At 70.4% G+C, this 13,472-nt stretch carries 12 protein-coding genes; 7 read left to right on the forward strand and 5 right to left on the reverse strand.

From position 1 onward, the window contains the following. The first annotated feature begins 11 nt into the window (after nucleotides 1–11). Genes G6039_RS17495 through G6039_RS31280 form a run of 4 tightly spaced genes read left to right on the forward strand, consistent with a single transcriptional unit; the run spans nucleotide 12 to nucleotide 4,157 of the window. Nucleotides 12–1,127, forward strand: a complete 1,116-nt coding sequence (locus G6039_RS17495) for an acyl-CoA dehydrogenase family protein (protein ID WP_029541040.1) — start codon at nucleotides 12–14, stop codon at nucleotides 1,125–1,127. A 59-nt stretch (nucleotides 1,128–1,186) separates the two neighbouring features. Beyond that, the gene (locus G6039_RS17500) at nucleotides 1,187–2,821 is read left to right on the forward strand and encodes a long-chain-fatty-acid--CoA ligase (protein WP_029541037.1); all 1,635 of its coding nucleotides are present in this window, start codon (nucleotides 1,187–1,189) and stop codon (nucleotides 2,819–2,821) included. Between the two features lie 56 nt (nucleotides 2,822–2,877). Beyond that, a complete protein-coding gene (locus tag G6039_RS17505) occupies nucleotides 2,878–3,369 on the forward strand; it encodes a DUF6194 family protein (protein ID WP_006937846.1) in 492 nt (163 codons plus the stop codon). 17 nt (nucleotides 3,370–3,386) lie between these two features. After that, nucleotides 3,387–4,157, forward strand: coding sequence for a MerR family transcriptional regulator (locus G6039_RS31280; RefSeq protein WP_006937844.1), 771 nt, complete (start codon nucleotides 3,387–3,389; stop codon nucleotides 4,155–4,157). 71 nt (nucleotides 4,158–4,228) lie between these two features. On the opposite strand, the gene G6039_RS17515 is transcribed toward G6039_RS31280, so the two are convergent. From G6039_RS17515 to G6039_RS17525, 3 genes are read right to left on the reverse strand one after another with little or no spacing between them, the layout of a single operon-like run. After that, nucleotides 4,229–5,446, reverse strand: coding sequence for a cytochrome P450 (locus tag G6039_RS17515; RefSeq protein WP_235194017.1), 1,218 nt, complete (start codon nucleotides 5,444–5,446; stop codon nucleotides 4,229–4,231). Nucleotides 5,447–5,456: 10 nt separating this feature from the next. After that, nucleotides 5,457–6,569 (reverse strand): NAD(P)H-dependent flavin oxidoreductase, encoded by a 1,113-nt coding sequence (locus G6039_RS17520; protein WP_043797477.1) that lies wholly within the window; start codon nucleotides 6,567–6,569, stop codon nucleotides 5,457–5,459. An 11-nt stretch (nucleotides 6,570–6,580) separates the two neighbouring features. After that, the gene (locus G6039_RS17525) at nucleotides 6,581–8,236 is read right to left on the reverse strand and encodes an acyl-CoA synthetase (protein ID WP_043797480.1); all 1,656 of its coding nucleotides are present in this window, start codon (nucleotides 8,234–8,236) and stop codon (nucleotides 6,581–6,583) included. A 77-nt stretch (nucleotides 8,237–8,313) separates the two neighbouring features. Here G6039_RS17525 and G6039_RS17530 point away from each other — a divergent pair, with 77 nt between their 5' ends. After that, nucleotides 8,314–9,168: a crotonase/enoyl-CoA hydratase family protein gene (locus G6039_RS17530; protein WP_006937836.1), complete on the forward strand. Its 855-nt coding sequence runs from the start codon at nucleotides 8,314–8,316 to the stop codon at nucleotides 9,166–9,168. 68 nt (nucleotides 9,169–9,236) lie between these two features. On the opposite strand, the gene G6039_RS17535 is transcribed toward G6039_RS17530, so the two are convergent. Next, nucleotides 9,237–10,196, reverse strand: a complete 960-nt coding sequence (locus G6039_RS17535) for a nitrite reductase large subunit NirB family protein (RefSeq protein ID WP_029541024.1) — start codon at nucleotides 10,194–10,196, stop codon at nucleotides 9,237–9,239. A 165-nt stretch (nucleotides 10,197–10,361) separates the two neighbouring features. Continuing rightward, on the reverse strand, nucleotides 10,362–11,399 hold the full coding sequence (locus G6039_RS17540; RefSeq protein WP_006937830.1) for an LLM class F420-dependent oxidoreductase: 1,038 nt from the start codon (nucleotides 11,397–11,399) through the stop codon (nucleotides 10,362–10,364). Nucleotides 11,400–11,489: 90 nt separating this feature from the next. Here G6039_RS17540 and G6039_RS17545 point away from each other — a divergent pair, with 90 nt between their 5' ends. Both G6039_RS17545 and G6039_RS17550 read left to right on the forward strand, forming a co-directional pair. Then, nucleotides 11,490–12,467 (forward strand): Zn-ribbon domain-containing OB-fold protein, encoded by a 978-nt coding sequence (locus tag G6039_RS17545; protein ID WP_006937828.1) that lies wholly within the window; start codon nucleotides 11,490–11,492, stop codon nucleotides 12,465–12,467. Between the two features lie 16 nt (nucleotides 12,468–12,483). Further along, on the forward strand, nucleotides 12,484–13,472 hold a 989-nt coding region (locus tag G6039_RS17550), incomplete at its 3' end, for a thiolase domain-containing protein (RefSeq protein ID WP_164528089.1).

Raw genomic sequence — 13,472 nt, forward strand, 5'->3', positions numbered from 1 at the left:
AGGGACAAACCGTGGACTTCACCCTCACCGAGGCGCAGCAGGACCTCGCCGGCCTCACCCGCCGCATCGTCACCGAGATCGTCACCAACGACCACCTGCGCCGGCTCGACGCCGCCGACGACCGCATCGACCACACCCTGTGGGACGCGCTCGCCTCCTCGGGCATCCTCGGCGCGGCACTGCCCGAGTCCGTCGGCGGCGACGGCTTCGGACCGCTCGAACAGACGAGCATCCTCACCGAACTCGGCCGCGGCGTCGCCGCCGTCCCCTACCTGTCCTCGATCGTCGTGTCCGCCGCCGCTGTCGCCGAGTTCGGCAGCGACGCGCAGCGTCGCGACTGGGGCGAACCCGCCGCCACCGGCGAGAAGATCCTCACCACCGCCCTCGAGGAGGAACTGAACGACGACCCCACGTCGCCGACCACCATGGCACGTCGCGCCGACGGCGGATGGATCGTCGACGGCACCAAGATCCTCGTCGACGCCGCGCCCGCCGCGGACCTGTTCCTCGTGCCGGCCTCGACCCCCGACGGCGTCACCGTGCTCCTCGTCCGTCCCGGCGATCCCGGCGTGACCGTGACCCGCCAGTACGACACCGGCCTCGGCTGCCTCGGGACGCTCACCCTCGCCGCGGCCTCCGTGCCCGGGGACCGCGCGCTCGGCACCGACGGCCACGCGGTCACCGTGTGGCTGCGCGACCGCGGGCTGCTCGGCTCGGCCGCATACCAGTACGGGGTGCTCGACCGGGCGCTCGAACTCACCGCCGGGTACGCCCGCGAGCGGGTGCAGTTCGATCGGCCCATCGGCAGCTTCCAGGCGGTGGCCCAGCGGCTCGCCGACGCCTACATCGACGTCAAGGGCGCCCGGCTCACCCTGTGGCAGGCGGCCTTCCGCGCGGAGGCCGGGCTGCCCGACACCGGGGAGCTGCGCACGGCCGCGTTCTGGGCCGCCGACGCCGGGCACCGCGTTGCGCACACACTCGTACACGTCCACGGCGGAGTCGGCCTGGACGAGGACCACCCCGTGCACCGGTACTTCCTGGCCGCCAAACACCACGAGTTCCACCTCGGGTCGGCCACCGCGCAGCTGCGGCACCTCGGCGCGTCCCTCGCGGAGGCGCCGGCGTGAGCGTCCCGATCAGCGGAACCGGCACCCCACCCGCCGCGGCGATGCCCCAGGATGCCGGCATGACCGACGTCCCCACCGTGACCGCGCTCCTCGAACGGCTCGCCACCGTCGACGATCGTGGCCTGCAGTTCGAGAACATGTCGCTGTCGTGGCGCGAGCACGTGCAGGCCGGCCGGGACCGGGCCGCCCTGTTGCACGAACTGCTCGACCCACGCAGACCCCGGCACTTCGGGATCCTCATGGACAACGTGCCGGAGTTCTCGATGCTGCTCGGCGCCGCGGCGCTGTCCGGCTCGGTGGTGGTCGGGCTGAACACCACCCGTCGCGGGCAGGCCCTCGCCCGCGACATCGCGCTCGCGGACTGCCAGGTGGTGTTCACCGAGGCCGCGAACGCGCGGCTGCTGGACGGACTCGACCTCGGCGGCGTCCGGGTGATCGACGTCGACTCCGCCGAGTGGGCCGATCTGCTCGCTCCCCACACCGGTTCCACCGCCGCGCCGGCGCCCGTCGCCGCGACCGATCTGTTCATGCTGATCTTCACGTCCGGCACCAGCGGCGACCCGAAGGCCGTGTGCTGCACCCACGAGAAGATCACCGGCCCCGGAGTGATGCTCGCGGAACGGTTCGGTCTCGGCGCCGACGACGTCGTGTACGTGTCGATGCCGATGTTCCACTCCAACGCGATGATGGCCGGCTGGGCGGTGGCGCTGGCGGCCGGGGCCGGGATCGCCCTGCGGCGCAGGTTCTCCGCCTCCGGCTTCCTGCCGGACGTGCGCCGCTTCGGCGTCACCTACGCCAACTACGTGGGAAAGCCGTTGTCCTACATCGTCGCCACCCCGGAGGAGCCCGGCGAGGCGGACAATCCCCTGCGCATCATGTACGGCAACGAGGGCACGGCGCCCGCGATCGCCGAGTTCCGCCGGCGGTTCGGCGCGACGGTCGTCGACGGGTTCGGCTCCACCGAGGGCGGCATCTCGATCTCCGCGGCGCCCGATGCGCCGCCCGGGGCGCTGGGACGGCTGCCCGAGGGCGTGCGGATCCTCGAACCGGACACCGGATCGCCCTGTCCGGTCGCCGAGTTCGATGCCGACGGCCGCATCCTCAACGCCGACGTCGCGACCGGTGAGCTCGTCAACGTCGCCGGGGCCGGACTGTTCGCCGGCTACTACAAGAACCCGGAGGCCGACGCCGAGCGGGTGCGCGACGGCCGGTACCACAGCGGCGATCTCGGCTACGCCGACGCCGACGGGTTCGTCTACTTCGCCGGCCGCAGTTCCGGCTGGATGCGCGTCGACGGCGAGAACATCGCGGCCGCTCCGATCGAGCGGGCCCTGCTCCGCTACCCGGGCTTCGCGCAGGTCTCGGTCTACGCGGTCCCGGATCCGCAGGTCGGCGACCGGGTGATGGCCGCGGTCATCCCGACCGCGGATTCCGCGTTCGACCCCGTCGCACTCGCCGGGTTCCTCGACGCGCAGGGCGATCTCGGCCCCAAGCAGCTGCCGACGCTGATCCGGGTGTGCCGGGACTTCCCGCGCACCGCCACGTTCAAGATCCTCACCCGCACACTCAGCGCCGAGCGGTGGCACTGCGCCGACCCGGTATGGGTCCGCCGCCGCGGCGAGCGCGAGTTCACGCCGCTGACCGACGACCTGGCGGCCGAGTTGCAGCCGCAGGTCACCGGATCGGGCCGATAGGCGATCCGGCACGAGGACTTGAACCTGACGTTGCGTCAGGTCGTAGCGTCCGCCCCATGACGACGAACGAACCCCGATCCCTCACGGTGGACGACATCATCGACGTCGCGGCGGCCCTGCCCGGGGTGGTGGCGACGACGGCCGGGGAGGACAACGGCGCGCCCCGGCAGGCGTGGGGCGACACCTTCCTGTTCTTCGATCCGGACGGCACCACCCCCGCCGACCGCAGGTTCCCGTTCGCCACGGTCGTCGTCCACGACTACGACGGCTTCGACACCGCGTCCCACCTCTACCGGACGGGGGTGTTCCGGCTCAACGTCGCGGTCGGCCGCGACGAGTTCCGCGACCTGCTGGGTTACCCGCCGGCCGGGCACGCGCGGCACGGCGCCGCCGTGGACTACACCGCCCTCGATCTCCTGCTTCCCCATCCCGTGTACGCGCCGCAGGGGTGGGTGTCGATCCTGAACCCGGGCGTGCGCACCGCCGCACAGGTCCCCGGCCTGCTCGCCGTCGCCCACGCCCGGGCGGCGCGACGACACCGGCCGTGACGGCGCATCATCGACGTGTGGACGGCGAGTACACGGTCGGGGACGTCGCGCGGATGGCCGGCGTCTCGGTGCGCACGCTCCACCACTACGACCGGATCGGCCTGCTCGTGCCCCATGGACGCAGCGCCGGCAACCACCGCCTCTACTCGGCCGCCGACGTCGAGCGGCTGCGACGCATCCTGTTCTATCGCGCGCTCGACTTCGGCCTCGATGCCATTGCCGACATGCTCGCCGATCCGGGCGCGACCGTCGACGATCACCTCCGCCGCCAGCGGCGGCTTCTCGAACAGCGCCGGGACCACCTCATCGGTCTGCTCGCGGCGCTCGATCGCGAGCTCGAGGCGCGGCGCACGGGTGTATCGCTCACCCCTGAGGAGCAACTGGAGATCTTCGGAACCGACCGGTTCGCCGAACGATTCGCGGCCACCGAGCCGGACTGGCCGAATCACGACCAGTGGGAGCGGGCGGCGCACCGCGCCGCGGGGCACACCAGGGAGGACTGGGAGACGATCAAGGCCGAGGCCGCCGCCGACATCCGAGCGTTCGTCGAGGCGATCGCGGCGGGCGAGCCGGCGGACGGACCGGTAGCGATGGATGCCGCCGAGCAGCACCGCCGCCACCTCGAACGCTGGTTCGGCCCGTGCAGTCCGCAGCAGCACTGCGAGATCGCGGCCCTGTATATCTCCGGCGACGCCGCCACCGCCGAGTGGGAGGAGCTGGCGCCCGGGCTGCCGCGGTTCGTCCACAACGCGATCGTCGCGAACGCGCGGCGTGTCCGTGGGTCGTGACACGGAGGTTCTCGTTCCGAGCGGGAGGATCCTGGTCGACGCACCCGCACGATGCCGCGACATACTCCCGCTCACCGCCACAACCTCACGCTCGGCTGACGCAGGAGGGCGGGCAGGCTCACCCAGCCGCGGGTGAACGACGACTGCAGACGCACCCCCGATGCCGGATCGACCGACACGTGGGGATACCGGGCCAGCAACTCCTCGAGCGCAACCCGGGACTGCAGCTTCGCCAGGTGCGAGCCGATGCAGAAGTGGGGACCGCTGGAGAATCCGAGGTGCCGCGGAATCGGCCGGGTGACGTCGAACTTCTCTGCGGTGTAGCCGAATTCGCGTTCGTCGCGATTGGCGGCGCCGTAGAGCATCATCACCTTCTCCCCGGCCGGAATCGTCACCCCGTGCAACTCGACGTCACGGGTGGTGGTGCGCGCGAGTCCCTGCACCGATCCCTCCAGCCGCAGCGTCTCCGTCAACGCGCCCGGGATCCGGGAAGGCTCGTCGACGAGCAGGTCGCGCTGGCGGTGATCGGTGTCGAGCAGCATTACGGCGTGCGAGATCAGGTTTCCGGTGGTGTCGTTGCCGCCGGCCACCATGACGAAGCAGAACCCGAGGATCTCCCAGTCGGTGAGCAGTTCGCCGTCGGACTCGACGGTGGTCAGGGCGCTGATCAGGTCGTCGCCGGGTTCGCGGCGGCGCTCGCCGATCAGGCGCGAGAAGTACTCGAACATCTCGGCGACGGCGTCGGGTGCGCTCATGGCGGCCACGTCGAATCCGCTGTCCTGCAACGCCGTCAGCGCGGCGACCCACGGATCGAACCGGGCCCGGTCGGCCGCCGGCACGCCGAGCATCTCCGCCAGGACGAACGTCGGTACGGTCGAGGAGAATTCGCGGTGCAGATCGACCTCGCGCCGCCCGGCGAACGAATCGAGCCGGCCGCGGACGAACCCGCGCACGGCGTCCTCGTGCGCCGCGACGCGCCGGGGCGTGAACCCCTTCGCGATCAGGCTGCGCAGCTGCCCGTGCCGCGGGGGGTCGAGCATGACGATCGTCGGGGCGAGACCCAGTGTGCCGATCTCGTCGGGAACGAACGTCAATCCCCCAGCGGACGAGTAGGTCTCGGTGTCGCGCACCGCGTTCCACACGTCCTCGAAACGGGACAGCACCCGGAACGGCGGAATGCCGTTCCGGGTGCTGACGTGGCGGTGCACCGGGTCCTCGTCCCGCAGCATCCGGTAGGCCGGGTAGGGGTCGGCCAGGAACTGCGGATCGAAGGGATCGTAGACGGTCACCACCGGTCCGTCACCGTGCTGCGTTCAACCGGTCCACGGCCCGCTCGTACCCCTCGACGAGCTCGGCCATGATCTCCGCGACCGGCCGGATCTCGTTCATCCGGCCGACGATCTGCCCGACGGGCATCGCGACGACCTCGGGATCGTCCGCGGCGGCGATCCGCTGGTGGGCTTCGCTCACGAGCAGGTTCTGCAACGGCATCGGCAGCGGCGACGGGGCATCGGGCTTCGACCATGCCTCGGTCCACTTCGTCTTGAGCAGGCGGGCGGGCTTGCCGGAGTAGATCCGCGAGCGGACGGTGTCCGACGATGTCGCGCCCAGCAGGGCCCGCTGGACCGACGACGGGCCGTCGGCGGCAGCGCCGAGCTTGTATTCGGAGGTGGTGAGCCAGTAGGAACCCATCCACACCCCGGACGCGCCGAGCGCGAGCGCGGCCGCGACCTGCCGCCCGGAGCCGATACCGCCGGCGGCAAGCACCGCCGCCGAATCGCCGAGGGCGTCCACGATTTCGGGCCAGAGCACCATCGAGGCCACCTCGCCGGTGTGCCCGCCCGCCTCGTACCCCTGGGCGATGACGATGTCGACGCCGTTCTCGACGTGCCGCCGGGCATGCTCGACCGCCCCGGCGAGCGCCGCGACGGGCACCCCCTTCTCGTGGGCGAGGTCGATCACGTCCTTCGGCGGGGAGCCGAGCGCGTTGGCGATGAGCGCAGGCCGGTGCTCGAGGGCGACGTCCACATGTGCGCGGGCGACCGAGTGCAGCCAGCCGAGGACGCCGGCCGCGTGTTCGGCGGACTCGTCGAGCGGCGGCACGCCGAGCTCGGCGAGGGTGCGCTCGACGAAGGCACGGTGCTCGGCGGGGATGAGCTTGTCGAGGTCGACGGCGGTGCCCTCGGTGGGAACCTTTGCGGGCATCACGACGTCGACCCCGTAGGGCTTGCCGTCGGTGTTCTCGTCCATCCAGGTGAGCACGGCGTCGAGCTCGTCCGGGTCGTTGAACCGGACACAGCCGAGGACGCCGAGACCACCGGCCCGGCTGATCGCGGCGGCGACGTGCTCGGACGGGGTGAACCCGAAGATCGGGTACTGGATGCCGAATTTCCTGCTGAGATCGGTGTGCATCCCGGTCCCTTCTAGCTCGCCGCGGCGGAGCCGTTGGTGTGGTGGTCGTCCGCTGGGCGCTGCTCGGTCTGTTCCTTGGCCCAGCGGTAGTCGGGCTTGCCGGCCGGCGAACGCTTGATGGCGTCGACGTACCAGACACTGCGCGGAATCTTGTAGCTGGCGATCTGCGTGCGGGCCACCTCGACGAGGTCGGCCAGCGCCGGGCGGGTACCGGCGCGGGGCGCGATCACGGCGGACACCCGCTGCCCCCAGCGCTCGTCGGGCACGCCGACGACGAGGACGTCGAACACGTCCGGGTGGGCCTTGAGGGCGCCCTCGACCTCCTCGGGGAACACCTTCTCGCCACCGGTGTTGATGCAGACGGACCCGCGGCCGAGCATGGTGACGGTGCCGTCGGCCTCGACCCGCGCATGGTCGCCCGGGATCGAGTAGCGGACGCCGTGGTACTCGCGGAAGGTCGCCTTGGTCTTGACCTCGTCCTTGTAGTAGCCGATGGGGATGTGGCCCTTGCGGGCGAGCACGCCCACCTGCCCGGAGCCGGCCTCGACCGGATTTCCGTCGTCGTCGATCACGGCCGTGGAGGCGTCGATCTTGACGGTGGGGCCACCCGAGTGGGCCTGGCCCTTGGCGACGATGCCGAGTCCGCCGAAGCCGGTCTCGGACGAGCCGATCGAGTCGGTGATCACCGTGTTGGGCATCAGGTCCAGGAAGCGTTCCTTCAGCGCCGGGGAGAACAGCGCGGCGCTCGACGCCATCGCGAACAGGGACGAAAGATCGTACTTCTCACCGGTTCCCGGACGTCCGCTCTCGAGCGCGTCGAGCATCGGGCGGCCCATCGCGTCGCCGGTGATGAAGATGACGTTGACCTTGTGCTCCTCGATGACGCGCCACACCTCGTGGCCGTCGAACTCGGGATGCATGATCACCTTGCCGCCGCTGAACAGCGACTGCAGCACCGCCCACTGGGCACCGCCGTGGATGAGCGGGGGGATCGGGAAACGGACCAGCGGCGGGCTCGCGGCACCGGTCTTTGCGAGTTCCCATTCGTCGGCGACGTATTCGCCCGTCATGAAGTTGATGCCGCCGCCGAGTACGCGCCACACGTCCTCCTGCCGCCACATCACGCCCTTGGGGCTGCCGGTGGTGCCGCCGGTGTAGAGGATGTAGAGGTCGTCGGCGCTGCGTTCGCCGAAGTCGCGCTCGGGTGAGCCCTGAGCCAGCGCGGACTCGTAGTCGACGCCCCCGTAGCTCGCGTAGTCGAGATCGGTGCCGTCGTCGACCACGACGACGGTGCGGATCTGCGGGCAGTGCGGCAGCACGGCGGCGACCTTGTCGGAGTAACGGCGCTCGTGGACGAGCGCGACCATGTCCGAGTTGTCGAAGATGTACTGCAACTCGTTCTCGACGTACCGGTAGTTGACGTTCACCATCACGGCACGAATCTTGAACACCGCGACCATCGCCTCGATCGCTTCGATGGTGTTGCGGGAGTAGATACCCACCTTGTCACCGGGCTTCACGCCCCGTTCCTGCAGATAGTGGGCGAGCCGGTTGGCGCGCTCCTCCACCTGCGCGTAGGTGACCTCACGTCCGTCCGACGCGAGCGCGACGCGGTCGGGAACGAGGTCGATTGCGTGCTCTACGAGGTCTGCGATGTTAAGGGCCACGTCACAAAAGTAGAACGTGTTACCGTTTCTGACAAGACCCGGATGAGATCCAGTTCACAACCCCTCAGGAGTCCTCAGTGTCCACCACCGCATCGGAAGTTTCCGGCATTTCGGCAGACGCCCCGCACTGCCTCGTCGAGCAGCGCGGCTCGGTCCTGATCGTGACCATGAACCGGCCCGAGGCCCGCAACGCCCTGTCCGGCGAGATGATGGCGATCATGGCCGAGGCGTGGGACCGCGTCGACAACGATCCGGAGATCCGGGTGGCCATCCTGACCGGCGCCGGCGGCGCGTTCTGCGCGGGCGCCGACCTCAAGGCGATGAATCGGTCGGCCCCGGGCGACAAGTTCGAGCAGGGCGAGCGAAGCGACGGGAAGGGCAAAGGCGGTGGCTGGGATCTGTCCAGGCTGCCCGCACTGCTGAAGGGCCGTCGCCTCACCAAGCCGCTGATCGCCGCGGTCGAGGGCCCGGCCATCGCCGGCGGCACCGAGATCCTCCAGGGCACCGACATCCGCGTCGCCGGGGAGAGCGCGAAGTTCGGTGTCTCCGAGGCCAAGTGGGGCCTGTTCCCCCTCGGCGGCTCGGCGGTGCGGCTCGTCCGCCAGATCCCCTACACGATCGCCGCCGACATCCTGCTCACCGGCCGCCACATCAAGGCCGCCGAGGCCAAGGAGATCGGCCTGATCGGCCACGTCGTCCCCGACGGCCAGGCTCTCGACAAGGCCCTCGAAATCGCCGGGACCATCGCCGCCAACGGCCCCCTCGCCGTCCAGGCCATCCTGAAGACCATCCGCGACACCGAGGGCATGCACGAGGAGGAAGCCTTCGAGATCGACGCGAAACTCGGCGCCGAGGTCTTCAAGAGCGCCGACGCCAAGGAAGGCCCCCGCGCGTTCACCGAGAAGCGCACCCCGAAGTTCACCGGCGCCTGACGGGCCGGAGGCCCGGGCCGAGCGAATGTATCGCTCACCTCCGTAGTCCGACGGTATGGTCCATTCGCTCAGCCCGGTGCCACCGTCCGTAGTCGCACGTCGGGCCGCGGCCGAGAGGCCGCGAGCTCGTAGTGCCGGCGCAGGTCGTCGACGACACGCCTCGGTGACCGCTCCACCGCACTCGGGATCGTCGGCAGCACGATGATGCCCGCGTTCTGCATGCGGGTCCGGCGCTCGATCGTGTCCTTGTACGCCTTGGGCGACAGGTGCCACGCGAGGGAGTCGATGTCCCAGGCCATCGCGACGTCGTCGATCCAGCCGTCAGGTCGTGCGATGAACCCGCCCCGGGAGTCGAGAACATCGCGGTTGAACACCATCTCGGGCAGACCGCTGCGTTCCCACAGCTCCCGGGCCTTCGCCTCCGCCACCGAGTGGACGTTGGCATCCACCTCCCGGAGCACCCGCCGCGGCAGAGCCGAACCCCGCCCGCTCCCCTCCGCCAGTTCCTCCTGCAGCGCTGCCACCGACACCGCTCCACGCTGGACGGCCGAGGCGATCAACGACCGCGTCGCATCGAGAGTGGTGCACCGGCGCGCGGCGTCGAGCAGGGCACGTTCGATGGGAGCACACCGGATGCCATTACGTATCAAAGGGTCCGGAATTCGGGTTGTCCGCTCGACGAGGACGAATCCGGCCGACTGCACGCGACGATTCGCCGGGAGCAGCACGTGGACGTCGTATTGTTCTCCCGCCAGTCCATGTTCTCCGAGCGCCGATCGTCCGGTGAGTACGGCGTCGTCGCCGACGTACTTCATGGCCGCGATCGTGCGTTGCCGAGCCGACGCCGGTCCGTTTCCGAGCATCACGATGCCCGGCAGCAGCCGTTGCCAGGGACCACCCGGACGGCACCGCTCGTGAATTGCCGACCCCGACACTCCGACACGACGAAGCACGGCGTCGCGAACCACACCGCTGTCGCCCAGCCGGCCCAGTGCCTCCGGATCCCCCGCCCACTCACCCCTTCTCATGGACCTACAGTGCGCCGCTCGATCGGATTCGTGTGGCCGCGGAGCGTGCATTCGTCGAATCTGTGGAGCAACTCGCCGACTGTGGACAACCTCCCCACCGAGCGAATGTGGCATCCCGTCGATCTGAGGAGGTGAACGATACATTCGCTCGGGGGAAGCGGGCGCCTACCGCAGCACGACGTCCGCCAGGGAGCGCACGTGCTCGGCGTCGCGGCAGCTGACGAGCAGCATCGTCACGCCGGCGTCGGACCAGCGCTTCACGCCGGCGCGCACCTCGTCGCGGTCGCCGATGATCATCGTCTCGGTGACCATCTCGTCGGGAATCGCGGCGGCGGCCTCGTCCTTGCGGCCCGCGCGGAACAGGGCGGTCACCTCGTCGACCACGTCCCCGTAGCCCATGCGCCGGTACACCTGGGCGTGGAAGTTGAGTTCGGGGGTGCCCATGCCTCCGACGTACAGGGCGGTGACGGGCTTGAGGCCGGCGATGGTCCCCGTGCGGTCGTCGGTGACGACGACCTGGCAGGTCGCGGCGATCTCGAAGTCGTCGCGGGTGCGCCGGGCGCCGGGCCGGGCAAAGCCCTCGTCGAGCCACTCGTCGTACATCGGGGCCAGGCGCGGGGAGTAGTAGATGGCGAGCCAGCCGTCGGCGATCTCGGCGGTCAGCGCGACGTTCTTGGGTCCCTCGGCGCCGATCCAGATGGGGATGTCGGCACGCAGCGGGTGCGTGATCGGCTTGAGCGGCTTGCCGAGCCCGGTGGCGCCGGGTCCGTCGTACGGCAGCGGGTAGTGCGGGCCCGGGTTGGTCACCGGCTCCCGGCGGGCCAGCACCTTGCGCACGATCGAGACGTACTCGCGGGTGCGGGCGAGCGGCTTGGCGAACGGTTCGCCGTACCACCCCTCGACGACCTGCGGCCCGGACACGCCGAGCCCCAGGATGTGCCGCCCGCCGCTGAGGTGGTCGAGGGTGATCGCGTGCATGGCACAACTGGTGGGGGTGCGGCCGGAGATCTGCACGACGGACGTGCCGAGCCGCACCCGCCGCGTGCCCGAGCCCCACCACGCGAGCGGCGTGAACGCGTCCGAGCCCCACGACTCCGCGGCGAAGACCGCATCGAAACCCTCCGCCTCGGCGGCGGCGACGAGCTCGCCGGCGTTCGCGGGCGGCTGCGCCCCCCAGTAGCCGAGTTGCAGACCCAGTTTCATTGCACACCATTCCTTTCGGGGCGGACCGGGGACACCGCTGCTCGGACGGTACCCTTGCCACCATCTCTAGAACCTGTTCTACTCGAAGTTGTGAGCCTGGGAAAGAGCGCGATCGCGGAGAAGCCGCTGAGCGCACCACTGAACCTGAAGTTCGACTACACCCGATCCACGGGGCCGACCGTCGGCGCGTTCGTCACGGGCCTGCGCGACGGGCGCATCCTCGGCGCCCGCGGCTCGGACGGGCGCGTCCTCGTGCCGCCCCCGGAGTTCGACGCGGTCACCCACGAACCCCTCACCGACTTCGTCGAGGTGGGGCAGTCCGGCACGGTGCGCAGCTGGACGTGGAACCCCGAGCCGCTGCCGGGCCAGCCGTTCGACCGGCCGTTCGCGTGGGCGCTGATCCAGCTGGACGGGGCCGACACGACGCTGCTGCACGCGGTCGACGTCCCCGGTCCCGAGGACATGAGCACCGGGATGCGGGTACGCGTGCGGTGGGCCGACGACCGCGCCGGTCACATTCGTGACATCGCAGCCTTCGAACCGGGCGAGGCCGAGACCGTCACGGTCCGGACGGACGCCTCCGGCGAGCCGGTGACGATGATGATCACGCCGCTGGATCTGCACTACACGCACAGCGCGTCCTACGAGGAGTCCTACTACCTGCGCGCGCTGGCCGAGGGCAAGCTGATCGGCGGCCGCACCGGACCGGGCGGCAAGGTCTACATCCCGCCGCGCGGCGCGAACCCCACCGACGGCATCCCCACCCGGGAGCAGGTCGAGGTGTCCGACAAGGGCATCGTCACCACGTTCTGCATCGTCAACGTGCCGTTCCTCGGCCAGCAGATCACGCCGCCGTACGTCGCGGCCTACGTGCTGCTCGACGGTGCGGACATCCCGTTCCTGCACCTGATCCTCGAGTGCGACGCCGCCGACGTCCGGATGGGCATGCGGGTGGAGGCGAAGTGGCGCCCGCGCGAGGAGTGGGACTACACGCTGCGCAACATCGAGTACTTCCGGCCGACCGGCGAACCGGACGCCGACTACGAGACCTTCAAACACCACCTGTAAGGGAGCCGCGCCCACCATGACAGACATCGCAGTCGTCGGCTTCGCGCAGGCACCCCACGTGCGCGAGACCACCGGCACCACCAACGGCGTCGAAATGCTCGTCCCCTGCTTCCGGGAGCTGTACTCGAAGCTGGGAATCACCAAGTCGGACATCGGTTTCTGGTGCTCCGGTTCGTCCGATTATCTCGCGGGCCGGGCGTTCTCGTTCATCTCGGCCGTGGACGCGATCGGCGCGGTGCCGCCGATCAACGAATCCCACGTCGAGATGGACGCCGCCTGGGCGCTGTACGAGGCCTGGGTCAAGCTGATCACCGGGGAGGTCGACACCGCCCTGGTGTACGGCTTCGGCAAGTCGTCGGCCGGCACCCTGCGTCAGGTCCTCGGCCTGCAGCTCGACCCGTACCTCGTCGCCCCGCTCGGCCTCGATTCCGTGTCCCTCGCCGGGCTGCAGGCCCGGTTCGGGCTCGACGCCGGCAAGTGGACGGCGGAGGACATGGCACAGGTCGCGGTGCGCGCGCGGGCCGCCGCCAAGGACAACCCGAACGCCCAGATCAGCGGCGACTTCGACGTCGAGGAGCTGCTGGCCCGCCCCTACGTCGCCGATCCGCTGCGGGGGCACGACTGCGCGCCGGTCACCGACGGCGCCGCCGCGATCGTGCTCGCCGCCGGCGACCGGGCCCGTGAACTGTGCGAGAACCCCGCCTGGATCACGGGCATCGAGCATCGCATCGACTCGCCGAACCTCGGCGGCCGCGACCTGACGACCGCGCCGTCCGCGTCGGCCGCCGCGCGGGCCGTCACCGGCGGTGACACCGCGTTCGACGTCGCCGAACTGCACGCGCCGTTCACCCATCAGGAGCTGATCCTGCGCGAGGCCCTCGGCCTCTCCGACGCGACGGCGGTCAACCCGACCGGCGGCCCGCTCACGGGTAACCCCATGTTCTCCGGCGGCCTCGAGCGCATCGGCTGCGCCGCGCAGGCGATCATGGCCGGGCGGGCCGGGCG

Origin of the sequence: Rhodococcus aetherivorans (genome assembly GCF_011058165.1) — a bacterium.
Taxonomy (GTDB): Bacteria; Actinomycetota; Actinomycetes; order Mycobacteriales; family Mycobacteriaceae; genus Rhodococcus; species Rhodococcus aetherivorans.